Consider the following 25,494-nt stretch of genomic DNA (forward strand, 5'->3'; position numbering starts at 1 on the left):
CCCGCGGTATCCGGTTCCCAAGGTACGCTGCCTGCGGGCGCTCCGGCCCGCGCGGCAAGGAGATATAATGCCAGCCTCCCGGCCCCCGCGCAAGGGGGAATCGGGGGTTCACATTTCCTACATAATTAACCGCACCAGAACAATCCTCTATCTAAATACTTACGGACGGCACTGCCTTGTTCCTCCTCTAGATAGTGCTGTTTACCGGCATTTAGCCGCATCCTAGCGCTCGTGATTGCAACTTTTGGGCACTGCTAGCCGCTGTGATCGAATATAAAGGATTACCCGAATGTGAAAAGTGCAGGTCAGAAAGTACATGCTTTTCGGACTTTTGCGACTGTACTTTGGGTCTTCCCTCTGGAGTGCCCAAAAGTTGAAATCTCGCTCGGCTTTGGCGAGCCGACCCACGACTCCCCGAGCAACGTGCCTGAAATGTCGGGCAACCCTTTGATACAGGGTGTGATCAAGCGCTTCCCCTGTTCCATTTCCCGCTATGCCACCTGTGTCTCCTGGCGGATCTTATCTACCAGGGCGCGAGCTGCCGGAGCGGCGGCAAGAAGGAGCACAAGCATGAGAACGCTGCCCGCAATATTGATCATCCACATGGGCACGAACGAGTGGAACGCATCGAACAGACTGCCCGAGAGCATCGTGCCGAAGGCGTACCCCAGCATTTCCAAGCTCGTCAGCCACCCCGTGATGCGTCCAACGTCTTTCGCCCCATAGCAGCGCACGGCAACAAGTGAGGGCGCTACGGTGCCCATGCACGTACCGAAGCCAAAGAAGATTGCGCTCACCACCGGACCCCACATCGTACTGGCAAAGCACAGGCCCACTGAGCCGATAAGGCACGCTGCGCTTCCCACGATGATCCCGATGCGGACGCCGAAGCGGTCGTACATCCACCCCGTCGCTATCTTAGATACAAGCACCACGATCATATTGAACGAGTAGATAGAGCTCGCATACACCATGTCATGGCCGCCGGTCACGATCTTTTGGCCCTCGACCGTCACCGACGTCATATTAGTAATGGAATTGGGAATCGCGGCGCCGTTGATAACGCCCATTACCATAAAACCGGCCACCATGAGCCAGAATGACGGGTGCCGCCAGACGTGACCCCATGGCACCTCAACATCGACCGGCACATCGCCCACGCGTTTCTCGCTTGCAGCCGCCGCGCCCGCGGCCTCAGCAGCGCCGTATGGCTCGAGGCCCTTGTCGGCAGGCCGGCTATAAAAGACTGCCACGGTAATGGGAAACGCAATGATGAAGCACAAGGCGGCGAGCACCATGAAGGATGCGCGCCAGCCGACGGCGGCGATAAGGCTACTCACCGCGGGCGAGAAAATCGCGCCGCCGAAGCCCGAACCGCTGAGTGCCACCGCGACGGCAAGCCCCTGCTTGAGCGTAAACCAATTAGTAAGCACGATAGAGATGAGCAAGCGCGTGCCTGCCACGATGACTAAACCATCGATGGCAAAGAGCAGAAAGAGCTGCCACGCAGCCCCAACGTAGGCGAAGCCGATGAGCGCCGCCGCCGTGATGGCGACAGAAAACCCGCCCAGAATGCGTCCGTCCACGCGGTCAACTACATTGCCGATAACGAGCGAGCCGATGATCGACACGAGCGTGGACATGGAATTCGCCATATTATAGGTGCCCACGGTGATGCCGAGATCCTCGACGATATGCGGCTGGAAGAGCGACATGCCGCTCACCATGGTGGTGTAGCAGGTGCCCATGATGAGAAATCCGGACACCACGAGCCACCAGCCAAAGTAGGGACGCCGAGTGCCGCTTGGTAGATTGCTTGCCGAGGGTGCCATAGAGACCTCTCTTTCTTCTTGCCGGTCGCCCTTGCCGGTCGCATTGGCACGCGCTCGCTATGCGCGCTCGCTCGATGCGCCCTTATGCCTGCCGATGCTTGGACGCGATGTGCGCATGACGCTCGAACCACGTGGCGACAACCGCCACGTGTAGAGCCGCTCCCATCCAAAACACCTGCTCATCAAGGTGCATATGCGGGTTATGGTGCGGTGCAGCACCGGGACTTCCCGCACCTAGAATCGCGAAAACGCTCGGCACCGCCGCCGACACGTAGCTAAAATCTTCCGTTGCCGCCATGGGCTCGGCCTTGTGTACACGTGCCGAGCCAACCACCGCCGCAAACGCCGGCTGCAGCTCGGCCGCCAAGAGCGGGTCGGTCACCACGCTGGGGCAGTTGAACATCGCGACTTCGAAGCTCGCCCGCCACGCCTTCACATACCCCTCCACAAGCTCGGGAATGCGCGAGAGCACGTGCTCGCGCGCCGCGACGTTGAGACTCCTGAGGCCGAACTTGAGGTCCGCCGTGTCGGGCAGGGTGTTGGGCACGGTGCCCGCTTGGAGCGCGCCGCACGAGAGGGTGATAGCTGCCGCCGGCTCAACCTCGCGCGTCATCATGAGGTTGAGCGCCTGGTATACCTGGTTGGCCACCATAAGCGGATCGATGCACTGCTGCGGGGCCGAAGTATGGCCGCCGCGCCCCTGGATCTTGATGACGAAGGTGTCGAGCGAGGTGCTCGACACACCGGGAGCAAAGGATACCTGACCGGCAGGCTCGTTCGACATGACGTGAAGCCCAAAGGCAGCGTCGACGTGCGGAGCTTCGAGCGCGCCGTCGTCAATCATCGTCTTGGATCCGGCGCCGAGCTCCTCGCCCGGCTGAAACATGAGCTTGACGGTACCGGGGAGCTCTGCCTCGTGGCGCTTGAGCACCGCGGCCGCTGCGAGCAGCATCGCCGTGTGCGCGTCGTGCCCGCACATATGGCTGCATGCGCGCGTGGATTTAAACGGCAAGTCGTTTTCCTCGATGATGGGCAGGGCATCCATGTCGGCACGGAGCAGGATGCAGGGACCCGCCCCAGAGCCCACAGTCGCCACAATGCCCGTGGAGCGGTCGATACCCGGATACCCGAGGCTCTCATACGAGCGCGTGAGCTCATGAGCGACGGTGCCGCACGGCCTCCATGTGATGCCCAGGCCCTCAAGCCGTTGCGACACGTACGCAACCGTCTCGGGCAGGGCCATGCCTACCTCGGGAATCTGATGCAGGGCACGCCGATCCGCGACGATCTCGTCTTGCAGGGAACGCGCCTCGGAAATCATAGCTGCACACAACGTTGCCATTGCGGTCTCCTCCTTGCTTCATCCAAGCACAGTAACCGCTTTCGCGCTCGCCTGACCCCATGATTGCGCTTACGGGGCCAAATAGCAACCTCCCCGAAACATCCTCGCAGCGCCCCACGCCTGCGCTATGCTGAACGCAGCGCGACACTCGCCATTTGAAACGATTGAGGAAAGGATCGCCTATGCCTTTAGAGCCTCAGCAATTCCCGGCCGCCACCGTGCCCACACGCTTCATAGGCGGGCGCATCACGACGGAAGACCCTGCGCAGCCCGAGGCCGATGCGCTCGTGACCGACGCCACCGGACGCATCGCCTGGATCGGCTGTGCGAACAAACTGCCCGCCGCCTTCGCGGGTGATGCCTATGAAGAGGTCGACCTAGGCGGCGCGCGCGTTATCCCCGGCTTTGTGGACGCGCACATGCATGCTGTGATGCTCGCGAATTTTGCACCGCAGATCTCGGTCCTGCCACCGAACATCGCCTCGATCGCCGAGCTCACCGAGGCAATTCGCGCCCGCCGCGCCGCACAAGGCCCCAACGCCTGGGTCGAGGGTTGGGGCTATGACGAGGCGCTTCTTGCCGAGCACCGCTCACCCACCCGTTGGGACCTAGATGCCGGAAGCCCCGACGCGCCCGTATGCATCATGCGCACCTGCGGGCACATCCGCTGTGTCAACAGCCGTGCGCTCGAGATCGCTGGTATCACGCGCGACACGCCCGATCCTGTTGGCGGAGAGATCGAGCGCGATGCCACCGGTGAGCCCACCGGAGTCCTCAAGGAGACGGCGCGCGACCTCGTCACGCCATTCATCCCCAAACCGAGCGAGCATGATGCCGTGCAGCACATCGTGGACCTCGGCCGACTGCTCGCCTCGCAGGGTATCGTCGCCGCGACCGACATGTGCAGCGTCGACGGCACCGACACCCATCCGTTGCTCCTAGCCGCTGCGCGCGCCGGCTTCAAGCAGGATGTGGCCACCTATATGCTCTGGGATTACATCAAGCAAAACCCGGACGCCTATGAGCTTGGCCCCGAGCAAATGGACCGTAGCCAGCAGATCTTCGCGGCAGGTATCAAGATTTTGACCGATGGCAGCGTGTCGGGGCGCACGGCATGGTTCTATGACCCATTCCTGCCCTCAGAGCGCGATCTGGGCGCTACGAATTGCGGCATGCCGACCTGCACTGACGATGACATCGATCATGCCATAGCCTTTTGCCAGAACCATGGTTGCCAGCTCTCGCTCCACGCCATGGGAACCCATGCCATCGACCGCGTCATCGACCGCGTCATAGCGGCTGGGCTTTGGGACGCCAATGGCGTGCCTCCAGTGCGCATCGAACACGTGACCGCGCCTTCGCCGCATGCGATCAGCGCGATGGCGGCAAACGGAATCGTCGTGGTCACGCAACCCATCTTCCCCTATGCCGAAATCGGCACCTACCTCACGAACCTCGGCGAGGAGCGCACACGCCGCTGCTACCCCTTCCGCACCCTCGTCGATGCCGGCGTGGACGTCTGCATCTCAACCGATGCCCCCGCAACATCTTGGGCCGTACCCTCGGACCCCTTCCCCAACATCAAGAGCGCAGTGACCCGCCAGGCCTACAACCACTTCGACTTCGATGCCGCCGAGGCGCTCAGCGTGGAGGAGGCGCTCGCCCGCTATACGCGCGAACCGGCGCGCATCCTCGGCTTCGAAGGGCTCGGCATGCTCAAGGCCGGCTATAAGGCGAGCTTCGCCGTGCTCGACCGAGACATCCTCGCCATCCCTGCCGACGAGATAGACCGCGTGCAGGTCGCGGCCACCTACATCTGCGGAGAGAAGGTCTTCGAGCGATAAACCTCACCCGAAAATGATAAAACCAACCCGGTTGGTTTTATCATTTTGGGCGAAAGAAAAACAGCCGGGCTGGAAGGCGTTGCGTATGCCTTCCAGCCCGGCTGGTTGCAATGAGATGGATGAGCCTGGCTTACGCCTCGAGCGCCTTCTTGGCGATGGCGGCCAGCTCGTTGAAGCTCTCGATGTCCTCGTAGGCCATCTGAGCAAGCACCTTGCGATCGAGCTCGATGCCGGCGACCTTCAGGCCGTGCATGAACTGAGAATACGAGATGTCGTTCATGCGGGCGGCAGCGTTGATGCGGGTGATCCAGAGGCTGCGAATCTCGCGCTTCTTGTTGCGGCGATCACGGTACTGATACTGGAGGGAGTGCTGCACCTGCTCCTTGGCAGCCTTATACGTACGCGAACGGGCGCCATAGTAGCCCTTCGCCTGCTTCATGATGGTGCGGTGGTGCTTACGGGCGTTGAGAGCGCGCTTCACACGTGCCATAGTTGATCAACTCCTACTAACTCAGAAAAGACGGGAACGAAGCGGGATTAGGCGAGACGCGAAACGACGGTCTTGCGATCGGCGCTGGAGATCTCGGTCTCCTGGCGGAAGCCGCGCTTGCGCTTCGTCGTCTTCTTGGTCAGGATGTGGCTCTTATAGGCCTTGGCGCGCATGAGCTTGCCGGAGCCGGTAACGCGGAAACGCTTCTTGGTACCGCTGTGAGACTTCATCTTGGGCATGGAATTCTCCTTTATCGCTTACAGGACAAACTACTTCTTATCGCTTTCGCTCTTCTCGGGCTTCTCGTCGAAAGCGCCCTTGATGGGAGCGAGGAGCATGAGCATGTTGCGGCCCTCGAGCTTGGGCTGCGACTCGACCGTGGCATAGGGCTTGAGGTCCTCCGCCAAGCGCTCGAGCACGTTGAGACCCTGCTCCGGATGCGCCATCTCGCGACCGCGGAACATGATGGTGATCTTCACGCGCGCGCCCTTCTTGAGAAAGCGGAGCACGTGACCCTTCTTGGTCTCGTAGTCGCCGACGTCGATCTTGGGACGGAACTTCATCTCCTTGACCTCGACGCGCGACTGGTTCTTGCGCGCTGCCTTGGCCTTCATGGCCTGCTGGTACTTGTACTTACCATAGTCCATGACGCGGCATACGGGCGGATCGGCGTTCGGAGCGATCTCGACGAGGTCGAGGTTCTGCTCGTCGGCGATGCGCTGCGCGTCGCGGATGTCGAAGAGCCCCAGCTGCGAGCCATCGACACCGATCAGGCGGCACCTCGTCGCGGTGATCTCGTCATTGATGCGCGTGTCATCGTGCTTAGCTATTTTCGGTACCTCCTTCAAAACACGAAACCCGGTGCCATGCACAGCAACCGGGTCAATCGTTCCAAGCAAGCGATGCATATGCACCGCCCTCATAGGTTGTGATGACCAGACAGCTGCTCAAGGCGCCGAAAGGTGGGAACCATCGGTTCCACTTTGCTAGCATTGCCGAAACAATGCGGATGCATGATAGCACAGCTCTGCGCACTCCATGAGTTCATCATGAAATGGTGCCGGAGGAGAGACTCGAACTCTCACGCTGTTGCCAACGGCAGATTTTGAGTCTGCTGCGTCTGCCAATTCCGCCACTCCGGCAACTGCGCTACCGCCGGTACATAGTACCACAGAAGACCGCGATTGCACGCGACGTTGCAATCCGGCCAAATCGGACACCGCTCCCGCCAGGCCAATACCACCCGGTCGGGGCGGGAACACCCGCGCTCCTAGCGCCGGTCATCGTCATCATCGTGCGCGATGCTGATCTTTACCTTGCCAAGAAGTACGGCGACCGCGAGCACGAGCATCACGATCGGGATGAGCCGCAACGCACCCACGAAGAGCACGCCGAGCAACGACAAGACGAACGAGATGATAGCCGCAACGATGAATAGCGCTATAACCATATACAGACACGTCATGCGCATCTCTCCTTCCCTGCGCCACAGAATAGCAAATCGCAGGGCCTCCTGCCGTCTCGCGCCGACCGTTCGCGCGTTCTTTAGCTTTTCTTAACCGGTCGCGGCACGCGCGCTTCCTATACTTGAGCTGCAGGCGCCAAAGAAAGGAGCAGCATGATCGTCACCACCACCCCGACCATCGAGGGCTACGAGATCGTTGAGTATCTGGGCATCATCGCCGGAGAGGCAGTGTCAGGAATCAACATGTTCAAGGACCTGGGCGCGGGGATCCGCAATGTGTTCGGCGGACGCTCGGCAGGATATGAGGAGGAGATGCAGAACGCGCGCCGCGAGGTTCTGGACGAACTTGCAGACCGCGCGGAGCAACTCGGCGCCAACGCTGTCGTGGGCACCTCGCTTGGCTACGAAACCTTTGAAGGGATGATCATGACGGTGGCTTCGGGCACCGCCGTACGCATTCGCCGTGCAAGCTAGCTAAACCAAGCGGCCTTACAACTTTGCAGACAAACGAAGAGCTCTCTCCGCATATCCCGTGCATAAGAAAAGGCCCCGTTGCCGGGGCCTTCATATTCAGTGGTGCGGGCGAAAGGACTTGAACCTTCACGGGGTTGCCCCCATATGGACCTGAACCATACGCGTCTGCCAATTCCGCCACGCCCGCATATGTCTCGGCTAACGCCGAAAGCGCTGTTCATCTTACCCTAGCGCCTCGAGGCGCGCAAGCCCCATTTTTATGAAACGGGTAGCGCGCCAAACCTGTGCGGTTAACCGGCGATGATGTCGAGAACTTCCTTCTCGGCAGCGGGGCGACCGACACCGGTGAGGAACGGGACACCGCTCACATAGGGGCACTCAAGGCCATTCGGAGCGACGGTCGTCGCGATGAGCAGGTCGGCATCGGCGCAAGCATCCTTGGCCTCAGAGATCGCGCACTGGACGATCTCGTACTGTCCCTCGTAGCCGTTGTCATTCAGCAGCGCAGACACCTTCTGCGCAACGGCGGTCGAGGTAGCGATTCCAGAACCGCAGGCCAGCACGATCTTCTTCATGTCGAAGGTCTCCTTTCGATAAGTGCAATGGGTATAGTGTACCGCCCTCGATGGCAAAAACCCAGAAGTGAGTTGGAAAAAATAACGGCGGGTTGGAAATATCAGCGAATTCCTTGCATATCAGTAGATTCCCCGCGCGCCTGCCAGCGCCCCGTCTGCTAGACTGTGTCTTCGATGGGGGCGTGGCGGAATTGGCATACGCAGGAGACTTAAAATCTTCGGCCTTCGGGATTGTGGGTTCGAGTCCCACCGCCCCTACCAACCTTTACTCAGATAGCTCCGGCGTCCAGCCGACAACCGGTTTCTCGCCCCTCAGGGCCTCATCAATCGTTGCCGCCATGCCGGCGAGCAGGCTGCTCTCGCTTACCGTAAGCTCCTCGTATCCGCCTGCCCGCATAAGTTCGCGGATGATAATCGTTCCCGCCTGCATCATGGGAGCGCGCTTGGGCTGGATGCCCTTGAGCTCGCGAATCTGCGCGACCGTCAGCGCGCTCATGCGATCGAGCTGACGCTCGACCTCTTCGAGCGTCAGGCCATGAAGGTGAACGAACGAGGAGTCGTAGGGTTCGAGCTCATAGGTTAGCGAAACGAGCGTCGTCACCGTACCCCCCACCGAGATGAATCGACTGGGGCGGTCGGCGAATTCATCCCAGTATGAGGCGAACTGGTCGTGAGACCACGCGGCAGCAGCCGCGAGCTCCTCGGCAGTGGGCGGATTGGCAGTAAAGAACCGATCGGTCAACCTGCGGCAGCCGATGTCAAGCGACCGCACATGCTCGAGCTCGAGATGTGCATTGCGCTGATCGTAGGTGCCGACGACGATCTCCGTCGAGCCGCCGCCGGGATCTGCCACGGCAATGCGCTCGCCGGGAAAATCGTGGGCGACCCCATAGAATGTGAGCCTCGCCTCCACCTCGCCAGGGATGATCTGGGGCGCAAGGCCCAGAGCGCGCAGGCGAGCGAGCAGATCCTCGGCGTTTTCCGCGTCGCGTGCAGCGCTCGTCAAGGTGACGCATGTCGCCGTGGCACCGAAAGCACGGGCTTCCTCTGCGAAGGTGCGGCACGCAGCCTCCACGCGATCGATGGCGCCAGCGCTAAAGCGACCTGTCGCGTCCACGCCCTGCCCCATGTCGGTAATAACGGAATGCTTCTTCGAATCCACGATCGCGCCATCGCGAACGCGTGCGAGCGAGAGCCGCGATGAGACCGTACCCAGATCGATCGCCGCAATGCGTGCGCAACCATCTCGATCAAGCAACATAGGCAATGCCGCCCTCCCTGGCCCGCGCACCGCGCGAGCGTCAATTACCCGTCGAGGAAACCGTCTGGCCCTCGACGCCCTGGTAGAAGAAAAACGCATCGAGCACCTTGATGTACCACGGTGCATCGTTGGCCACTGCCTGCTCGGCGGCCTCGACCTCTGCAGAGGTGCTTGGATCGGAAGAAGCGCTAGCAGCGGAGTCCGAAGCACCTGAATCGGTCGAGGCGGCATCCTGAGCGCCGGACGCGTCGCCCTCGTCGCCAGAGGCATTGCCCGACTGATCGGCCGAAGCATCGGACGCGTCAGCGCTTCCGCCGGAATCGCCCGATGCCCCATCTGACGATGTGTCGCCCGCCTCGTCCTCGAGCCCTATGACCTCGACCGCGTGCTCGCCGGGCATCACGAGCCCAAGGTTCCGGCGCGCGGCGTCTTCGATGCCTTCTGTGGAAAGGAGCTTGTTGACCTCGGTTTCGAGCGTCTTGTTGTAGCTCTCGCGAACAGCAAGCTGGCGCTCGAGGATATCGCCCGTGCGATAGGCCGCGTACAGGTCGCGCACGGGAAAATAGACGCTGAGCGCGATCGCCGCCGCAACGACGCCGTAGAATGCGAAGCGCCACGGCCCCGTCGTGATGGCGTAGATCGTCTGCACGACGCGGTTGTCTGCCGCATAGCGCATGAAGTTCGAGCGATGCCTACGGGAGCCCGTCGCCCGCCGGGTCGATGCCGACCGGCCGCCCTCGTTCACGGCGCGTCCTCGCCCATTCGACCGCAGGCGGTCGGCGGCACGCGCGGCACCGGAGCCAGAACCGTCCCGAATCGTCGCTTCACCCTGTGCAGAGCGACGGGCACGCGATGTCCCGTGCGCGCTACCGGAGCGAGATGAGACGGACTGGCGACGCTGCGCGCCGGCTGCTTTCGAATTATCGCGATAGGTTTCCATGGGCGCCTTGTTTGATTGAAGTGTGGTTGCGCTACCGCTTCATTATGACACGCTCGCGCACCCTCAAACCGGAGACTTTCGACGCATCCGTCAAATGCGCACGCCCCGCACCCCCCCCAGATCGGCACCTCTGCTTTCCCCTCCCCGCCTAACCGTGGCCGTTACCGCAGGGAAGCCCGGGGAAGGGATTCCGAAGCGTGTTTCCCGCAGGAGTTCAGCTTTGCTGAACTCCGAGGACCACACGCGAAGGAACCCTTCCCGGGGCTTCCCGCCGAGCTGCGAGGACCAGCGAAGGAGGAATCCGGGGCTTCCCGCCGGGAGGTATCGCTACCGCAGGTTGTAAAACGCCGTGCGGCCCGCGTACTCAGCCGAGGTATACAGCCCGTCCTCGATGCGGATGAGCTGGTTGTACTTGGCGATACGGTCCGAGCGGCAGGGAGCGCCCGTCTTGATCTGGCCCGCATTCGTTGCCACGGCGAGGTCGGCGATCGTAGAATCCTCGGTCTCGCCAGAGCGGTGGCTCACGATGCAGGCATACCCGGCGCGCTTCGCCATCTCGATCGCCTCGAGGCTCTCGGTAAGGGTGCCAATCTGGTTCACCTTAACGAGGATGGCGTTGGCAGCGCCCATCTCGATGCCCTTCTTCAGGCGCTCGGTGTTGGTGACGAACAGATCGTCTCCCACGAGCTGGACCTTCTTACCCAAACGCTCGGTAAGCTTGACCCAGCCGTCCCAGTCCTCTTCTGCGAGGCCGTCTTCAATCGAGATGATGGGATACTTCTCCACCAGCGCGGCCCAGTAGTCGATCATCTCGTCGGTCGTGAGCTCGCGGCCTTCGCCCTTGAGCACGTATACGCCGCGCTCGGCGTCGTAGCATTCGGTGGTGGCCGGATCCATGGCGATCATGAAATCGTCACCAGGCTTGTAGCCAGCAGCCTCGATGGCCTTGACGATGTACTGAAGCGGCTCCTCGTTCGTCGCCAGATCCGGAGCGAAACCGCCCTCGTCACCCACGCCCGTCGCGTGGCCGCTCTCCTTGAGCACGGACTTGAGCGTGTGGTACACCTCGGCGCACCAACGCAGGCCTTCGGTGAAGGTGGGTGCGCCCACCGGCATGATCATGAACTCCTGGAAGTCCACGTTGTTATCGGCGTGCACGCCTCCGTTCAAGATGTTCATCATGGGCGTGGGCAGGGTGTGGCCGTTCACGCCCCCGAGATAGCTGTAAAGCTCGAGGCCCGCCGACTGGGCAGCGGCGCGCGCGACGGCGAGGGACACGCCGAGGATGGCGTTCGCGCCAAGCGCGCCCTTGTTGGGAGTTCCGTCGGCAGCGATGAGGGCGGCATCGACCGCGCGCTGGTCGAACGCATCCATGCCGATTACCGCCTCGGCGCACTCCTTGTTCACATGGTCGACGGCCTTGATCACGCCCTTGCCCAAATAGCGATCCTTATCGCCGTCACGCAGCTCAACAGCCTCGAACGCGCCAGTCGAAGCACCGGAGGGAACCATCGCGCGGCCGAACGAGCCGTCGTCGAGCGTCACCTCGACCTCAACGGTGGGATTGCCGCGCGAATCAAGCACCTCGCGGCCATAGACGTCCAAAATCTCACTCATAGTGCGCCCCTTCCAAAAGGTTAGCCTTAACAAACTTGTCTCAGTATTCCACAATCTCGGCGTTTCCATACCGGGATTCGAAACATCCCTCGACGGTCGAGGTGCCAAAGCTCCAGAAGGGCCCGATCGGTGCGCGATTCGCGCAGGACGCCTACTCCGCTTTCTTCACCTCACCCCACAGGCGGTTGAGCTCCTCGGTCGACAGCTCCTCAACCCGGTGGCCTGTGCTCCAAGCGCGGTCCTCTACCGCTTCCCACCGTGTGCGGAACTTCGCCGTACTGGCACGCAGCGCGCGCTCGGCATCGATGCCCTCTTTGCGCGCAACGTTCACGAGGGCGAACAGCATGTCGCCGAACTCGAGCTCTCGCGCGGAGGAGCCGATCGGCTCGCGCTCGTACTCGGCGCGCTCCTCGGCAACCTGATCCCACACATCTGCGACGCTTTCCCACTCAAAACCAACGGCAGCAGCCTTGCGTGAGACCTTTTGCGCCTGCATGAGGGCCGGCAAGGCGCGGGGAACGCCCTCGAGAAGCCCCTGGGGACGCTCGGCGCCGCCCGCCGCTGCCTCCGTATCGCTCGATGCCTTCTCGGCAAGCTTGACCTGATCCCAGATATCGAGCACCTCTGCGGTATCGCGAGCAACCGTCGCCGAGCCGAACACGTGAGGATGCCGGCGAATCAGCTTCTCATTAAGCTCGTTCACCACATCCTCGACCGTGAACTCATCGGCGTCGGCCGCAATCTGCGCATGAAGCATGACCTGCATGAGCACATCGCCCAGCTCCTCGCGAAGGTGCGCGGTATCGCCCTCCTCGATGCAGTCAACCGCTTCATACGCCTCTTCGATCATGTTCTTTGCAATCGAGGCATGCGTCTGCTCGCGGTCCCATGGGCAGCCGTCGGGTTGTCGCAAACGCCAGATGGTCTCGGTCAGGGCATCGAAGGCATCGCGGGCGTCAACGCGGGTCGTGCGGTCGCGCTTGCCCTGCTCCGACAGATCCATAGGCCCCGGCATCGCCTACGCCTCCTCGAGCACAACGTGGCGGAAAGCACCCTCGAGCACCTTGCCGCTTTCATAGATGCCATAGCTATGCGATCCATCCTTGGGAATGGACACGCTGCCCGGGTTGAACGCCCAGATACCAGGCCGGACGCCCACGGCCTCGCTGACTTTGACGTGCGTATGGCCATAGACGACCGCCGAACCCTCCGCCAATGCCGGGATGTTGTCGACACTGTTATGGAAGCCCGCTCCGAACACGTGGCCGTGCGTGAGGAAGAGCGTTCTGCCGCCGTCATCAACCAGCTCGGCGTAGTCGGCCATGCAGGGGAACGAGAGCACCATCTGGTCAACCTCGGCATCGCAGTTTCCCCGCACTGCCACAAGGTTGCCGCCATCCGCGAGGCCGTTCAGCAGGGGGATGACGCGCTTCGGGTCGTATTCGCGCGGGAGGTCGTTACGAGGACCATGGTAGAGCAAGTCGCCGAGCAGCACGATCCGGTCGGGCTGCTCCGCCTCGACGGCGCGGACCAGCCGCTCCGCCCAGTACGCGGAACCATGGATATCGGATGCGATGAGAACCTTCATGAGCCGTCCTTTCCATCGGTGACCCCACAAGGGTAGCAAATCCGGCCCCACGCAAGCGACGGCGAGCCGCCCTGTGCGGCAAAATCGATGCTGCACCGAGAGCGCACTCGGCAGCCTGCTCATCGCATAAAAAACCTCCCGCATCCCAAGCGTTGCGCAGGGGATGCGGGAGGCAAGCTGGCATGCCAGAAGAGGAAGAAAGCCGCCGACCGGCTTTACCGGCTATTTGAGCGCTTCGAAGCGCACGGCGCGCGAGAAGTAGTAGTACACCGCGACGATGACCAGATTGACGATTGCCGGCCATACGAAACCGTTCAGAAGCACGTACACCACGACAGCTACCGCGTTGAGCACGAGCGCGAGCAGCGTCACCCCCACGTATGTCGTCGCGTATGCACGGGCAGGCCGGTTGGCCGCCCCGATGCCCCAGACGCCCAGGAACAGGTCGAGCACGCAAGGCACCACCGAGCAGATGGCAAGCAGAAGCCCCGGCGAGGTGTTGGCGAACGCAATGGCCATAGACGACCACCACGCCATGCCGAGCGCAGCTATGACCGCGACGAAGCTCATAATCTTCAAGATCTTCTGGTTCTGAGACATGGTGCTCCCCCTTCGCTCGAGCTATCTCGAAAGGCTTCTTCAGCTATCTGTCCCCATGATACCCAACTGAACAGCGTCCATCACCTTTTGGAGCGGGATGCCTGCAGCCCGCGCAAGCGCTGCGGAATCCTCGTATTCGGGGGAAACGCGGCGCGAGCCATCGGGAAGGTCAACGGTCTTCACGCGCACCGTACCCCACGGCGTCGTCACGGACGACTCCGAACGCGCAAGCACCGTGCGCTCACACTCCCAACGCCGAATGCCGATCGTGGTGGTCTCGGCGAAGATGATGCCCTCGAGGCGCTCGATGTCATCGGGCACGGCAACAACCTGCAGCTGCCATGCAGGACGCCCCTTCTTGGCATACACAGGCACCCAATGCACCTCACGGGCGCCCGCTTCGCGCAGCCGTTCCGCCGCATACGCGAGCACCTCGCCCGGAGCGTCGTCGATATCGCATTCCAGGCGCACCACGGGACCGGCGTAGGCGGCATCGACCGTAGGCTCTCCTGCAGAAACAAGCGGCATCTGGCTGGAGCAAGCAGCGTTTTCGCGCGCGGCGGGCGCATCGAGGGGAGGAAGTTCGTCAATCAGCATGGCGCGCAGGATGCTCGGCCGCTCGTACGCGCGCTTGCCCGCGCCGATACCCACCTTCTCCACGCGAAACCGCGCAGGAAGCTCGAACCCGGATGCAATTGCCGCAACGATAGCAGCGCCCGTGGGCGTCACAAGCTCCCCCTCGACGCCGCAAACGGAAAGCGGCAGGCCGTGCTGCTGAACGATGTTCAGGGTGGCAGGCACCGGCACCGGGATGATGCCGTGTTGGCAGCGAATGGTGCCGCGCCCGTCTACCAGCTGCGGCACGAGCACGCGATCGATGCTCAAGTCGTCGAAGAGCACCGCCGCGGACACGATGTCTACGATGGAGTCGACAGCGCCGACCTCGTGGAAATGGACCTCGTCAAGCGACACGCCGTGGGCTTTCGCCTCAGCATGCGCAAGAACATCCACGATGCGGTGCGCAAGCGCTTTGGCGCCTTCGGCAAGCGAACCCGCATCGATCATCGCATCGATATCGGCAGGCCCACGGTGCTCGTGATGATGACCGTGATGATGGTGGGGCTCACCGTGGTGGTCGTGATCGTGCTTATGGCTATGGCCATGCTCGGCGTCATGCCCATGCTCTTCTGCATGGTGCACCTCATGATGGTGGGCGTGCTCATGGTGATGGCCATCCTCGCCATCATGCTCATGCAGATGATCATGACCGTGCAGGTAAGCCATATCGTGGTCATGGTTTTCGTGCAGGGAATCGAGCGCTACGTCGAAATCGCAGCAATCGAGGCCCGCCTTGCTCACGCGGCTCACGTGCAGATCGTAGCCACCGAGCGGAAGCGACGCGAGCGCCGCGCGCAGACGCTCCTCGCTGGCACCAAGGTCTAGGAGCGCAGCCGCGAACATATCGCCGCTGATGCCGCTCGTGCAATCTAGATAGAGCGTCTTGCCCATGTCTCTCCTTTTTCACGCGGCCAAACATCGGCCACCTTATCACCTAGACCTAACTCCAAGACAACCGCCCGCTCCGCCCCCGCCCGCATCTATGCCCGTAACGCAAGGGCGCCCGGGCCTCTTCTGAGCGATTCCGCAGGCCTGGGACGGGCATGCAGCATCGACCCCGGGCGCCTCACCGCCCGGTCCCCGCCCGCATCTATGCCCGTAACGCAAGGGCGCCCGGGCCTCTTCTGAGCGATTCCGCAGGCCGAAGGCCGAGGACTAGCGAAGAAGAGGCCCGGGCGCCCCCTGGGAGCCTAGGACTTTAGAGCTCCTTGTTGATCTGCGCGATGATCGCCTGGGTATCGAGCGTCGCAAAGGCGTTCGCATCGATCACGTCGATCTTCTTATCGGGGAACGTCATCTTCACGACATCAAGCTTGAAGGCAACCTGGGGCGTAAGAAGCAGCAGGTCGGCATCCTTGCAGGCATCATCGGAGCCAGAAACGGACGCAGCCTTGACATCCATCTCGAGACCGAGGTTGTCGGCAGTCTCCTGCACCTTCTGGGCAAGAATCTGCGTCGACGTACCGGCAGCGCAAAGCAGTTTGACAGTCTTCATAAAGAGATCCTTTCTCTATTTTCCGAGCGCATCGAACATGAGGCGCTTGTACGCCTCTACGCCTGGCTGGTCAAAGGGGTTTACACCCAAAAGCTCCCCAGAAGCATAGCACGCGAACGCGAACCAGTAGAAGAGCATGCCCATATGCTCCTCATCAAGACGATCGAGCTCGAGCGTAAAGCATGGCAGCATTCCGGCATGCGCCTCGCGGGTCGCCGTGAAGCTCGCCTTATTGATATCCCAGAAATCTTTGCCGTCCAGGTAGCCAAAGGCATCCGCCACGTCGGTGCCGCCCAACACGAGGCTGTCGCCCGCACCCGGTTCCAAGACATCAAGGAAGGTCTCGAAAAGGATGTGCGTGCCGTCCTGCACGAACTGCCCTAGGCTATGGAGCTCCTCGGAGCACTCTGCGGCAGCGGGGAATATGCCTCTGCCATCCTTTCCCTCGCTCTCGGCAAAGAGCTGCTCCCACCACTTTGAGAACCACCGGAAACGAGGCTCGAAAAAGCTCAGAAGCTCGACGCGATACCCGCGGTCCCACAGCATGTTGCGAGCCGATGCATAGGCAAACGCTGAGTTCTCCCCCGCTGGCGCCGTACGAAGGAGTCGCTCCATGGTGCGGGCACCTGCAACGAGCGCGCGAATGTCCACGCCTGCAACCGCCATGGGCAGCAAGTGCACCTCGGTAAGTGCGGTATAGCGGCCTCCCACGTTGGTGGCGAAGGGCACAAAGGTGTACCCCTCGGCACGGCAGAGATCCTCGAGCGGCGAGCCGATCGTACCCGTGCAGACGATGCGGCGCGCGGCCTCCTCGCGGCCATAGCGTTCGACGAGGTACTGGCGGAGCAGGCGGAACGATGAGCCCGGCTCGAGCGTCTCGAAGTTCTTGGCGATGCAATCGATCACCACATCATGGCCCTCAAGCTCATCGAGCACGCGATTGAGCTCCCAAGCCGAAAGCGTATTCCCCGCCCACACAAGCCGTGCTCCCTCGGGGGCAAGCGCAGCCTGCACGGAACGCGACCCGTTATTCGAGCCGCCTACGCCGATCACAACGAAGGTGTCGGCCATGGAGCGAATCTGCTCCGCAAGCGCGCAGGTGCGGTCAAGGATGGCGTCACTCGCCCATTCGTCGACGGAGAGCCAGCCGAGCGAATCCGCATAGCGGTCCTCGCCCGCCTGGCAGCGCGCCAACACGTCGGCACGTTCATCCATATAGCTAACAAGCTCGTCCTCAGCAACGAATGCCGAGGCAAAGCTTCTGTTCAACTTCAACATTGCAGCTCCTTTTACCCCGACAGGGAGGCCGCCACATCGTCCCCTGCTCGGGCAGTCCTCGCTCGCTCCGCTCGCTGCGGAACTCGCGATGGACGATATGGCGGCCTCCGCTTCTGCGCTGGGAACTTGCTGTCCAGCAAGATAAACCTGGCGTGCTGAGGGCACGGGGATATCTCACGGCGCAGTCCCGCAGCGCGAAGCGCGAGGACTGTTTGAGCACGGGAGATATCCCCGTGCCCTCAGTACCGAGTAGATTTAGCAACCGCAGGGATGCGCGGGGGCATCGTCGCGGAAGTGGCTGTTCTGCGACGGATCCTTCATGCACAGGTGCGGCACGGCGCGGTTGTACGCGTGCGGGAGCGCCAGGATGTTGGGGTTGCCGTCGGTGTACTTGCGCGTGGCGTCGGCGATGGCCTCCTCGAAGGTCGGACGGGTCTTGAGGCCCATGGTACGGGCGATGCCCGGCTTCTGCGCGCCTACGATATACGTAGCAGAGAGATACTTCTCGGCAAGATTTCCGCAGGTCATCATGCTGAAGCCATGGAACGGATGGAACGCGCCGGCAAAGCGGTACTTGCGGATGTACTCCTCGTTGGTGGCGAAGTACTCGCCGTACTTGATCATATCGTCGAGCGTGTTCATCTTATCGGACTGCCACAGCTCCCACTGCTCGCGCAGGTACGGCCAGCGCTCGTCGTGGAACCACCCATCGCAGTAGCTCGCGATCACGAAGACGCAATGATCGGAGAGGATGCGCTTGTGGCGAATGACCTGGGCGGAAACGGCTTGCATCATCTGGATGGGGTTCGTACCCATACCGTCGCCGTAGTGGAAGTTGGTGGGCATACCCATGACCACGATGTCGTACTTCTTCTCGGCCCAGTGCACATAGGTGCGCTTATCGGCAACCTTCCAGCTCACGGGCTGCATCTCGGCAGCGTACCCCGAGAAGATGGCGATCTGGCGGCTCCAGGTGTCGAGCACCGCGTCCACGCAGAAGAACTTCTTGCCCATCTTCTCTTCCATGAACATGCCCTGGCTGTCGAACTTGTCGCGCATGAGGCTATGGGTAGACACCGGCACGAAGTCGGGGCGGCTCATGACGCGCGGCACGTGGTGGGCACCGATGGAGCGCCAGTGGGTGATGCCCGTGGCGCAGTGCTTGTAACCACCCGAGTAACCGCCATAGGGGTTGCCCTGGGTATGGCCGATAAGAATGGCGATGTCGGCATCGTAGACGTACTTGTTCATGATCACGTGGTCGCCCTGAGCGGTGTAGCCCAGATCGACCAGGTGGTCGTAGTCCTCGGAATCGTGGCTCGTGATCTGGCCGGTTGCCTCGAACTCGTTGTAGAGGTCGTCGCCCAGAATCTGCTTAGCCTCGGCGGTGGAGGTGCGAGGATGCAGGCCGTTCGAGAAGAGGAGCAGCACGTCGTCGTGCTTCACACCGTTCGCGAAGAGTTCATCGAGGCACGCGCGGATGGCGACCTTGCGGTGCGCGGTGGGCTGGGTGCCGCCCTTCACGATATCGGGGATTACGATGACGACCTTCTTGCCCGGCCCCGCATAGGAAGCGAGCGGCTCCATGCCGATGGGGTTGCGGATGCTCTCGAGCGTTGCCGCGTAGAGGCTATCCCAATCCTGGGGCAGGCACTCGGGGTCCTTGACGGTCTCGCCGGTGACGAAGACGTCGGTTGTATCGGGGAGCTCGGCCCCCATCATGCCGGTACCCCATTCAAAGTCCAGATGCATGGTCATTCCTTTCTTATTCATGCGTCCAATGAGCTAGGCTTCTAGATACAGCTTGACGATTTCCGCATATTCCTCCGGGTAGAAGCCGATCTCGCCGGTGAAGCGGGTGAGCGCGATGAGGCCGCCGTCGATCTCGGGGATGCCGGCGAGCATCTGAGCGTTATCGGCCTTGAGACCGCCGCCGTAGACCACGTCCACACCGGGAAGCGTCGCCTTGATGAGACGGGCCACCTTCTGGATATACGGGGCGTCGGCGGGCGTCTTACCCGGCCCGATGCTCCACACCGGCTCGTACGCAACGCGCACGCGAGAGAGATCGGCGCCCTCGAGGCCGCCCGTGAGCTGGGCGGTGAGCACCTCTTCCCACGAATCGACTTCCTCTTCGCGCTCTCCCATGCAGAAGAGCACCGTGAGGCCCGCTGCCTGAGCCGCAGCCACCTCGCGCGCGAGCACGCGATTCACCGCCGCTTCCACGGCATCGGGAGCAGCGCCGGCCTCGCCCATGATGGCGCGCAGGTTCATGCGCTCCTCGCAGTGGCCGATGAGCGCCCAGGTGCAGCCGAGCTGCGCCACGGCATTGCCCGTGCGCAGGGTCGTGAAGGCGCCGAAGTTTCCGCCCGGCGCCGTGTCCGCCGTATGGACGCCCTGGCAGCCCACACCGAGCGGGCTTCCGGCAGCACCGGCGACGGCGCCGATGAGGTGCGCCTCGGGAAGGAAGGCGGCGAACTCCGCATCGGCGTAGCGAAGAGCGACGTCTTTGATGGACGATGTCACCGCTTCGCCCCATGCGGCGGGCTCCGCCAAACGGTTCACGCCACCGTGCTCGGGCGTGATATCGAAGCGCTTGAGATTCAAAAAGATGTGTTTCATGCACACTCCTTCAGACGCGGAGGCAACAACCAGGGTCCGCCCCCACCGGTCTTGCTACAGGAAGCTTACAAAGCTCGGCAATTCGCCCACGAGCGGGGCAGCCCACTCCTTGAATGCCGGGGTGACGCCGTTGCCCGCTTCGTTGATGAAGGCGTCGGGCAGGCAGCGTTCGATGAGGCGCACGCGCTCCATGTCGATAAGGTTCGTCTCGATGGCGTATGCGTCGCCCGGCACGCGCTGGATACCGACCATCTTGGCCGTCTCGCCGGAAAGCGCGGCACGTACGGCGGCGCGACCGACTTCCTCCGCCTCGTCAACGTCAACCTGGCTGCGAAGCGCAACCGACGCACGGCCGAGCAGACCCGGCTTCTCCGAGCGGGCCTTGTAGCCGAGTTTCGCCACGATAAGGTTCGCAAGGTGCGACGACACATCGCCGAAGTACGTCTCGCGCTCGACCTCCATGATGGGATCGACGATGGGACTGCCCGCCGCGTCATGCAGGCCCTCGCTCGCCACGATGACGCCGCCGCGCTTGGTGTCGATCAAGCGCTGGCAGTCCGCGAGGAACGCCTCCTTGTCAAATGCGCGCTCCGGCATGTAGATGAGGTCGGGGCCGCCCTGACCGCAAGCATCGGCGAGCGAGCTCGCTGCCGCAACCCAACCGGCGGATCGGCCCATGACCTCAACCACCACGAGGTGGATGGGCATGCTGTGTACGTCCGCGCACACTTCGCCAACGCTTTGCGCCACATAGCGGGCGGCGCTGCCGTAACCGGGCGCGTGGTCGATCTCGGCGATGTCGTTGTCCATGGTCTTGGGCACGCCGATCACCTGAATGTCGGCTCCCGCCTCGTCGATAGCCTCCTGGAGCAGCGCACACGTGTTCATGGTGCCGTTGCCGCCCGTGGGCATGACGATATCGATACCGTTCTTGATGAGGAGCTCCACCATGGCCGGATAGTGGCCGGCGAGCGCGTCGCGGCCCGTGCCGATGGCAGAGCCCGGCGCGTCGCGCAGGCGCACGAGCTCGCTATCGGGCATGGCGCCCAGATCGATGAGGGTGCCGTTCACGAGGCCAGAGGGGCCGCCGTGCGCGCCGTAGATGTGCTCGATCTCGCCATGGAGCTTGCCTTCTGCCACGATGCCATAGAGCGAGGCGTTGATGACCGCGGTCGGGCCTCCGCCGTGCATGACGAGGATGTTCTTGCCTGCCATAAGCTACCGACCTTCCTTCGCGTAGCGCTCCGCCATCTCGTCGAGCGTGGCGATCTTGACCAACGGCGCCTTGCCGTAGCTGCCGAATTGCACGATGAGCGTTCCGACAGCCTCCTTGACGCCCGCCTCGATGGCGGCGACGAGCTTCTCCTGCGCCTCGTCGGCAACGGTGCCGTACATGACGAGGTCGTACACCGGCGGCAGGAAGGCTCGCGGGTCGAACTGCTCGCGCTTCTCATCGAGCAGCTGCCACACACCTGCAAGCGAGCTCTCCTTGAGTTCGGGCTCGCGCTCAAAGAGCTCGCGCATGTTGCGCGTCACGGCGAGACGGATGTCCGTATCGACGTTGATCTTGTTGATACCGGCGGGGATGGCCTCCAGAAGCTCGGCGACGGGGATGCCGTGCGCCTCGCCGATCTGGCCTCCCAGCTCGTTGATCTCGCGCACGATGTACTGCGGCACCGTTGAGGAGCCGTGGCTCACGAGCGCGCAATCGAGCTCCTCGTGCGCCAGGCACTCGCGGATGGCAATGGGAATCTCGCGGCGCAGCTTGACGTTTTTGCCCTTGGAAGCGCCGTGCATGGTGCCATAGGAGATGGCGAGCGCGTCAACGCCGGTGTCGCGCACGAACTCCACCGCCGAGAGCGGGTTGGTATAGGTGGACGATGCCGCGAACACATGGTCCTCCACGCCGGCGAGCACGCCGAGCTCGCCCTCGACGGAGACGCCGTGGGCGTGCGCGTACTTCACGACCTCGCGCGTGAGCTCCTTGTTCTCCTCAAACGGCAGCGAAGAACCGTCGATCATGACCGACGTATAGCCGCCCGCGATGGCAGCCTTCACGCTCTCCATGTCGCGCCCGTGGTCGAGATGGAGCACCACGGGAACGGGCGAATGCTCGCCATAGAGCTTGACAGCGTCACCGATGTTCTTCGCGCCCCGGATCTTGTCCTCGACGGTACCGTTCGCGAAGTCTGCCCGGCCCCCCATGAAGGCGTTGGCGAGGTCCGCCCCCTGCAAGATCACGGGGCTGCGGAACATCTCGTGCACCTCGATGGCGGCCTTGGCCTGGCACACCGCGTTGACGTTGAACGCCCCCTGCGCGTAGCCATGGCGCCGGGCGGCGTCGAGAACGGGTTTGAGCGGAACGAGTGGCATAGAAATCAGGCTCCTTTGCATCCAGCCGGCGGCGCCGGCGCGTTTCAGTAGATATCCTCCCCATAGGCACCTCGCGTGCCATCGAGCACGTTCGTGAGGTGCAGGAGGCGGGCGCTCGAGGGCTTGCCGTCGATAAGCGAGAGAAGCTCATCGGCACACGACACACCGGCGTCGAAGTTGGGCAGGCGAACGCAGAGGTCAGGGTAGAAATTGCTCTCGCCGTTGTTCGCGAGCTCCGCCGTCACGATCCCCCGCTCGCGGCAGCGGTAGCGGATGGGCTCGGTCCACCCCGACCAGCTCGCGATGACCGCGTCGCCTCGCTCGAGCCCGCCGATAGCCTCGCGGAGCGCCCGGGCGAAGGAAGCCGTGAGCTCGTCGCCCTCGGGCGTAGCGCCTATCGAGTAGCGGAGGTCCCATGTATCGAGGTTATCCAGCGTGATGGGAACCGTAAGCTCAATAAGCTCGGTCTCGGGGCTGTTCTTCAGGGCATCGGAAAGGCCCTCGACGCGCTGGCGCTCCTGGGGAGCGTCGATATCGGGCGCGATGTAGAGGAGCCGGCGCGGCGCAGGCGCGAGCACGCGCTCGGCAAGGAGCCGGGCACCGCCCCGGTAGTCGAAATCGACCGTGCTATACGCGCTCGCACGCTCGACACAGTCATAGGCAACGAACGGAACGCGCTCGCGCTCGATCACCTCGACGCTCTCCGCGCTGGGCCCAACATTATCCTTGCCGAGGAAGATGATTCCATCGACACGGCCCTCAAGATAGGCGATGAGATAGTCGCTCAATCCGCCCTTCTTGACCTTATTCGTGCACAGCAGCAAGTTATAGCCGATATCCTCGAGCCTGCTCTGGATACCGCGGATGGTCTGCGAGAAGCGCGGGACGGCGAGGTTCTTCTTGGCCACCACGCCCACGCACTGCGAGCGACGGGCGCGCAGGGTGCGCGCCGCGCTATTGGGCACATAGCTCAGCTCGCGCGCGGCCTTGAGCACGCGCTCGCGCGTCTCGGGAGCAATCTTTTGGCCTGGGGTGTCGTTGAGAACATACGAGACCGTCGCCGTGGTGACACCGGCAGCGATGGCGATGTCCTTGAGCGTAACGCGCTTGCCCATGCACCCTCCCGAATCTCGTGGCCGACGTATAAAACGAGCGAACGAGCAGCGCTATCGCGGTATCGTTCAACTTATACGTTTAAGTTACCACAAAAGCGCAGGAAACACGCGAGAATCACACCTTTCTTTCCGTTATACCGCTGAGCGGCGTAAACCGACCGTTTATAGAATATCCCCCCGCATGATTTAAGATTCGTTTTAAGCATATCTACCTGCTGTTTAATGCGTCTGAAACGTTCTTTTGCGGGTTTTGGGCGCCAATCTTTTCCTGTTTTTCCCATCGCATCATGACTAATATTCTAAGTGAGTTCGGTCATTGCTCTACTTATACGTTTAAGTTGTGGTCATGAGCAGCCACGCCTTACCACGCTGAGAAAGGAGCCCTTCGACATGCAGGAAAAGAAGAAACCGATCTGGGCGAAGATACCCAACGCCGTTTGGGTGCTCATCTCATTCGCCTGCGCGATCGCGTTATGGCTCGTCGCCTCGAGCCAGCTGCCCGCCGTCTTCGCGCCGCCGGCCGAGGTGGGGGCCGCGTTTGTGAGTAAGCTCGAGAGCGGCATCTTGCTCGAGCACGTCTGGGCATCGCTGTCGCGCGTGCTCATCGGCTTCGGGCTTGCGTTCATCACGTCCATCCCCGTCGCCTTCCTCATGGCATGGTACGACCCGATCCGCCACATCGTTGAGCCGTGGATCCAGTTCGTGCGCAACATCCCGCCCCTCGCCTACGTCTTCCTGCTCATCGCCTGGCTCGGCATTGGCAACGAGAGCAAGATCGCGGTCATTTTCATCGCGTCCTTCCTCGTTCAGGTGGTAACCATCTACCAGGGCATCAAGGGCGTCGACACCACGCTCATCAAGGCTGCCCGCGTGCTCGGCGCCAAGCAGACCGACATCTTCTTCAAGGTGACCATCCCCGCCACCACGCCCTTCATCCTCGTGGCGGCACGCCTTGGCCTGTCCACCTCGCTCACCACGCTCATGGCCTCCGAAATCGTCGGCGGCGACCGCGGCCTCGGCATGATGATCCAGCAGGCCAGCGGTTACTACCAGATGGATACGGTGCTGCTCGGCATCATCATGCTCGGCATCATCGGCATCTGCTTTGAGAAGATCGTTCGATTCCTCGAAAGGAGGTTCACCGGATGGCAGGAAACGGTTCAGCAGTAAAGGTCCACATCGACCATGTGGTGAAGAAGTTCCAGACTCGCAAGGGTGAGATGGTGGCCCTGAACGGCGTCGACCTCGACATCCACGAGAATGAGTTCATCACCGTCGTGGGCCCCTCCGGCTGCGGCAAGTCCACGCTCTTGAACATCATCGGCGGCCTCGAGACGCCCACCGAGGGCCAGGTTACGGTCGACGGCAAGCCGGTGGATGGGCCGAGCCCGGAGCGCGGTATCGTCTTCCAGCAGTACGCGCTCTTCCCGTGGCTCACGGTTATCAAGAACGTCATGTTCGGCCTGAAGCTTCAGGGGAAATCGAAGGAAGAAGCCGAAGAGATCGCCCACCGCTATCTCAAGATGGTCGACCTTGAGGACTTCGCCAACCACTATCCGAAGGAGCTCTCGGGCGGCATGAAGCAGCGCGTGGCTATCGCGCGCGCCTATGCCACCAACCCCCAGGTGCTCCTTATGGACGAGCCTTTCGGCGCACTCGACGCGCAGACGCGTACCCAGCTTCAGCAGGAGCTCATCGAGACCTGGGAGAAGGAGCGCAAGACCTGCTTCTTCATCACCCACGACGTGGAAGAGGCCATCATCTTGGGCCAGCGCTGCGTGATCATGAGCGCGCGCCCGGGCCGCGTGAAGGACATCATCGACATCGATATCCCCTATCCGCGCGACCAGGCAACGAAGATGACGCCCCGCTTCCTCGAGCTCAAGAACGAAATCTGGAGCCAGGTCTACCAGGAGTACCTGTCGGTTCGCAAATAACGGGCGCACGGGCGGCCGCCTGAGGCGC

At 62.2% G+C, this 25,494-nt stretch carries 25 protein-coding genes and 3 tRNA genes; 5 read left to right on the forward strand and 23 right to left on the reverse strand.

The window, feature by feature from the left end; genetic code table 11:
* Nucleotides 1-491: 491 nt before the first annotated feature.
* Nucleotides 492-1,832, reverse strand: a complete 1,341-nt coding sequence (locus tag GJE22_RS05340; RefSeq protein WP_144688357.1) for an MFS transporter — start codon at nt 1,830-1,832, stop codon at nt 492-494.
* Nucleotides 1,833-1,914: 82 nt separating this feature from the next.
* The gene (locus tag GJE22_RS05345) at nt 1,915-3,174 is read right to left on the reverse strand and encodes a M20 metallopeptidase family protein (protein WP_218957892.1); all 1,260 of its coding nucleotides are present in this window, start codon (nt 3,172-3,174) and stop codon (nt 1,915-1,917) included.
* Nucleotides 3,175-3,356: 182 nt separating this feature from the next.
* On the opposite strand from GJE22_RS05345, the gene GJE22_RS05350 reads away from it, so the two are divergent.
* Nucleotides 3,357-5,018: an amidohydrolase gene (locus GJE22_RS05350; RefSeq protein WP_144688356.1), complete on the forward strand. Its 1,662-nt coding sequence runs from the start codon at nt 3,357-3,359 to the stop codon at nt 5,016-5,018.
* Between the two features lie 130 nt (nt 5,019-5,148).
* Here GJE22_RS05350 and rplT read toward each other — a convergent pair whose 3' ends face one another.
* The 5 genes from rplT to GJE22_RS05375 form a co-directional block, all read right to left on the reverse strand.
* Complete coding sequence (gene rplT, locus GJE22_RS05355; protein WP_019129216.1) at nt 5,149-5,508, reverse strand: 50S ribosomal protein L20; 360 nt, start codon at nt 5,506-5,508, stop codon at nt 5,149-5,151.
* Nucleotides 5,509-5,555: 47 nt separating this feature from the next.
* Nucleotides 5,556-5,747: a 50S ribosomal protein L35 gene (gene rpmI / locus GJE22_RS05360; protein WP_019129215.1), complete on the reverse strand. Its 192-nt coding sequence runs from the start codon at nt 5,745-5,747 to the stop codon at nt 5,556-5,558.
* 30 nt (nt 5,748-5,777) lie between these two features.
* Nucleotides 5,778-6,395 carry a translation initiation factor IF-3 gene (gene infC / locus GJE22_RS05365; RefSeq protein WP_035102013.1) on the reverse strand — a complete coding sequence of 206 codons (618 nt, stop codon included), beginning with the start codon at nt 6,393-6,395 and terminating at the stop codon, nt 5,778-5,780.
* Between the two features lie 168 nt (nt 6,396-6,563).
* Nucleotides 6,564-6,650 (reverse strand) — tRNA-Leu (locus GJE22_RS05370).
* 128 nt (nt 6,651-6,778) lie between these two features.
* Nucleotides 6,779-6,973: a hypothetical protein gene (locus GJE22_RS05375; RefSeq protein WP_144688355.1), complete on the reverse strand. Its 195-nt coding sequence runs from the start codon at nt 6,971-6,973 to the stop codon at nt 6,779-6,781.
* A gap of 153 nt (nt 6,974-7,126) precedes the next feature.
* Here GJE22_RS05375 and GJE22_RS05380 point away from each other — a divergent pair, with 153 nt between their 5' ends.
* The gene (locus tag GJE22_RS05380) at nt 7,127-7,447 is read left to right on the forward strand and encodes a YbjQ family protein (RefSeq protein WP_019129212.1); all 321 of its coding nucleotides are present in this window, start codon (nt 7,127-7,129) and stop codon (nt 7,445-7,447) included.
* A 100-nt stretch (nt 7,448-7,547) separates the two neighbouring features.
* On the opposite strand, the gene GJE22_RS05385 is transcribed toward GJE22_RS05380, so the two are convergent.
* A tRNA-Leu gene (locus tag GJE22_RS05385) sits at nt 7,548-7,634 on the reverse strand.
* 103 nt (nt 7,635-7,737) lie between these two features.
* Complete coding sequence (locus GJE22_RS05390) at nt 7,738-8,022, reverse strand: PTS sugar transporter subunit IIB (protein WP_019129211.1); 285 nt, start codon at nt 8,020-8,022, stop codon at nt 7,738-7,740.
* 176 nt (nt 8,023-8,198) lie between these two features.
* On the opposite strand from GJE22_RS05390, the gene GJE22_RS05395 reads away from it, so the two are divergent.
* A tRNA-Leu gene (locus tag GJE22_RS05395) sits at nt 8,199-8,283 on the forward strand.
* 4 nt (nt 8,284-8,287) lie between these two features.
* On the opposite strand, the gene GJE22_RS05400 is transcribed toward GJE22_RS05395, so the two are convergent.
* From GJE22_RS05400 to GJE22_RS05465, 14 genes are all read right to left on the reverse strand, one after another.
* Nucleotides 8,288-9,283, reverse strand: coding sequence for a Ppx/GppA phosphatase family protein (locus tag GJE22_RS05400; RefSeq protein ID WP_144688371.1), 996 nt, complete (start codon nt 9,281-9,283; stop codon nt 8,288-8,290).
* A gap of 40 nt (nt 9,284-9,323) precedes the next feature.
* On the reverse strand, nt 9,324-10,223 hold the full coding sequence (locus GJE22_RS05405; protein WP_235895827.1) for an FtsB family cell division protein: 900 nt from the start codon (nt 10,221-10,223) through the stop codon (nt 9,324-9,326).
* Nucleotides 10,224-10,550: 327 nt separating this feature from the next.
* On the reverse strand, nt 10,551-11,840 hold the full coding sequence (gene eno, locus GJE22_RS05410; protein WP_019129208.1) for a phosphopyruvate hydratase: 1,290 nt from the start codon (nt 11,838-11,840) through the stop codon (nt 10,551-10,553).
* A gap of 151 nt (nt 11,841-11,991) precedes the next feature.
* Nucleotides 11,992-12,855, reverse strand: a complete 864-nt coding sequence (gene mazG, locus GJE22_RS05415) for a nucleoside triphosphate pyrophosphohydrolase (protein WP_235895826.1) — start codon at nt 12,853-12,855, stop codon at nt 11,992-11,994.
* Between the two features lie 3 nt (nt 12,856-12,858).
* Nucleotides 12,859-13,428, reverse strand: coding sequence for a phosphodiesterase (gene yfcE, locus GJE22_RS05420; RefSeq protein ID WP_144688354.1), 570 nt, complete (start codon nt 13,426-13,428; stop codon nt 12,859-12,861).
* Nucleotides 13,429-13,650: 222 nt separating this feature from the next.
* Entirely contained in the window at nt 13,651-14,028 is a 378-nt protein-coding gene (locus tag GJE22_RS05425; protein WP_144688353.1) for a hypothetical protein, read from the reverse strand.
* A 39-nt stretch (nt 14,029-14,067) separates the two neighbouring features.
* On the reverse strand, nt 14,068-15,537 hold the full coding sequence (larC, locus tag GJE22_RS05430; protein WP_144688352.1) for a nickel pincer cofactor biosynthesis protein LarC: 1,470 nt from the start codon (nt 15,535-15,537) through the stop codon (nt 14,068-14,070).
* Nucleotides 15,538-15,844: 307 nt separating this feature from the next.
* Nucleotides 15,845-16,141 carry a PTS sugar transporter subunit IIB gene (locus GJE22_RS05435; RefSeq protein ID WP_022348895.1) on the reverse strand — a complete coding sequence of 99 codons (297 nt, stop codon included), beginning with the start codon at nt 16,139-16,141 and terminating at the stop codon, nt 15,845-15,847.
* A gap of 15 nt (nt 16,142-16,156) precedes the next feature.
* Entirely contained in the window at nt 16,157-17,419 is a 1,263-nt protein-coding gene (locus tag GJE22_RS05440) for a glucose-6-phosphate isomerase (protein WP_144688351.1), read from the reverse strand.
* A 255-nt stretch (nt 17,420-17,674) separates the two neighbouring features.
* Entirely contained in the window at nt 17,675-19,171 is a 1,497-nt protein-coding gene (locus tag GJE22_RS05445; RefSeq protein WP_144688350.1) for a lactate racemase domain-containing protein, read from the reverse strand.
* A 33-nt stretch (nt 19,172-19,204) separates the two neighbouring features.
* Entirely contained in the window at nt 19,205-20,041 is an 837-nt protein-coding gene (locus tag GJE22_RS05450; RefSeq protein WP_144688349.1) for a triose-phosphate isomerase, read from the reverse strand.
* A 54-nt stretch (nt 20,042-20,095) separates the two neighbouring features.
* Entirely contained in the window at nt 20,096-21,256 is a 1,161-nt protein-coding gene (locus GJE22_RS05455) for a diphosphate--fructose-6-phosphate 1-phosphotransferase (protein ID WP_144688348.1), read from the reverse strand.
* Nucleotides 21,257-21,259: 3 nt separating this feature from the next.
* Nucleotides 21,260-22,414, reverse strand: a complete 1,155-nt coding sequence (locus GJE22_RS05460; protein WP_144688347.1) for a class II fructose-bisphosphate aldolase — start codon at nt 22,412-22,414, stop codon at nt 21,260-21,262.
* 44 nt (nt 22,415-22,458) lie between these two features.
* Nucleotides 22,459-23,529 carry a LacI family DNA-binding transcriptional regulator gene (locus tag GJE22_RS05465; protein ID WP_144688346.1) on the reverse strand — a complete coding sequence of 357 codons (1,071 nt, stop codon included), beginning with the start codon at nt 23,527-23,529 and terminating at the stop codon, nt 22,459-22,461.
* Nucleotides 23,530-23,919: 390 nt separating this feature from the next.
* Here GJE22_RS05465 and GJE22_RS05470 point away from each other — a divergent pair, with 390 nt between their 5' ends.
* Nucleotides 23,920-24,699, forward strand: a complete 780-nt coding sequence (locus GJE22_RS05470) for an ABC transporter permease (RefSeq protein WP_019129195.1) — start codon at nt 23,920-23,922, stop codon at nt 24,697-24,699.
* Nucleotides 24,675-25,466, forward strand: coding sequence for an ABC transporter ATP-binding protein (locus tag GJE22_RS05475; RefSeq protein ID WP_019129194.1), 792 nt, complete (start codon nt 24,675-24,677; stop codon nt 25,464-25,466). The genes GJE22_RS05470 and GJE22_RS05475 overlap by 25 nt, the downstream gene beginning before the upstream one ends.
* The last annotated feature ends 28 nt before the right edge of the window (nt 25,467-25,494 follow it).

The sequence above is a fragment of the Enorma shizhengliae genome, assembly GCF_009676995.1.
GTDB lineage: Bacteria > Actinomycetota > Coriobacteriia > Coriobacteriales > Coriobacteriaceae > Enorma > Enorma massiliensis.

Bases quoted from the DNA above. Each gene is read 5' to 3' on its own strand.
- GJE22_RS05340 (WP_144688357.1), bottom strand. From the start codon at position 1,832: ATGGCACCCTCGGCAAGCAATCTACCAAGCGGCACTCGGCGTCCCTAC.
- GJE22_RS05345 (WP_218957892.1), bottom strand. From the start codon at position 3,174: ATGGCAACGTTGTGTGCAGCTATGATTTCCGAGGCGCGTTCCCTGCAA.
- GJE22_RS05350 (WP_144688356.1), top strand. From the start codon at position 3,357: ATGCCTTTAGAGCCTCAGCAATTCCCGGCCGCCACCGTGCCCACACGC.
- rplT (WP_019129216.1), bottom strand. From the start codon at position 5,508: ATGGCACGTGTGAAGCGCGCTCTCAACGCCCGTAAGCACCACCGCACC.
- rpmI (WP_019129215.1), bottom strand. From the start codon at position 5,747: ATGCCCAAGATGAAGTCTCACAGCGGTACCAAGAAGCGTTTCCGCGTT.
- GJE22_RS05375 (WP_144688355.1), bottom strand. From the start codon at position 6,973: ATGACGTGTCTGTATATGGTTATAGCGCTATTCATCGTTGCGGCTATC.
- GJE22_RS05380 (WP_019129212.1), top strand. From the start codon at position 7,127: ATGATCGTCACCACCACCCCGACCATCGAGGGCTACGAGATCGTTGAG.
- GJE22_RS05390 (WP_019129211.1), bottom strand. From the start codon at position 8,022: ATGAAGAAGATCGTGCTGGCCTGCGGTTCTGGAATCGCTACCTCGACC.
- GJE22_RS05400 (WP_144688371.1), bottom strand. From the start codon at position 9,283: ATGTTGCTTGATCGAGATGGTTGCGCACGCATTGCGGCGATCGATCTG.
- GJE22_RS05405 (WP_235895827.1), bottom strand. From the start codon at position 10,223: ATGGAAACCTATCGCGATAATTCGAAAGCAGCCGGCGCGCAGCGTCGC.
- eno (WP_019129208.1), bottom strand. From the start codon at position 11,840: ATGAGTGAGATTTTGGACGTCTATGGCCGCGAGGTGCTTGATTCGCGC.
- mazG (WP_235895826.1), bottom strand. From the start codon at position 12,855: ATGCCGGGGCCTATGGATCTGTCGGAGCAGGGCAAGCGCGACCGCACG.
- yfcE (WP_144688354.1), bottom strand. From the start codon at position 13,428: ATGAAGGTTCTCATCGCATCCGATATCCATGGTTCCGCGTACTGGGCG.
- GJE22_RS05425 (WP_144688353.1), bottom strand. From the start codon at position 14,028: ATGTCTCAGAACCAGAAGATCTTGAAGATTATGAGCTTCGTCGCGGTC.
- larC (WP_144688352.1), bottom strand. From the start codon at position 15,537: ATGGGCAAGACGCTCTATCTAGATTGCACGAGCGGCATCAGCGGCGAT.
- GJE22_RS05435 (WP_022348895.1), bottom strand. From the start codon at position 16,141: ATGAAGACTGTCAAACTGCTTTGCGCTGCCGGTACGTCGACGCAGATT.
- GJE22_RS05440 (WP_144688351.1), bottom strand. From the start codon at position 17,419: ATGTTGAAGTTGAACAGAAGCTTTGCCTCGGCATTCGTTGCTGAGGAC.
- GJE22_RS05445 (WP_144688350.1), bottom strand. From the start codon at position 19,171: ATGCATCTGGACTTTGAATGGGGTACCGGCATGATGGGGGCCGAGCTC.
- GJE22_RS05450 (WP_144688349.1), bottom strand. From the start codon at position 20,041: ATGAAACACATCTTTTTGAATCTCAAGCGCTTCGATATCACGCCCGAG.
- GJE22_RS05455 (WP_144688348.1), bottom strand. From the start codon at position 21,256: ATGGCAGGCAAGAACATCCTCGTCATGCACGGCGGAGGCCCGACCGCG.
- GJE22_RS05460 (WP_144688347.1), bottom strand. From the start codon at position 22,414: ATGCCACTCGTTCCGCTCAAACCCGTTCTCGACGCCGCCCGGCGCCAT.
- GJE22_RS05465 (WP_144688346.1), bottom strand. From the start codon at position 23,529: ATGGGCAAGCGCGTTACGCTCAAGGACATCGCCATCGCTGCCGGTGTC.
- GJE22_RS05470 (WP_019129195.1), top strand. From the start codon at position 23,920: ATGCAGGAAAAGAAGAAACCGATCTGGGCGAAGATACCCAACGCCGTT.
- GJE22_RS05475 (WP_019129194.1), top strand. From the start codon at position 24,675: ATGGCAGGAAACGGTTCAGCAGTAAAGGTCCACATCGACCATGTGGTG.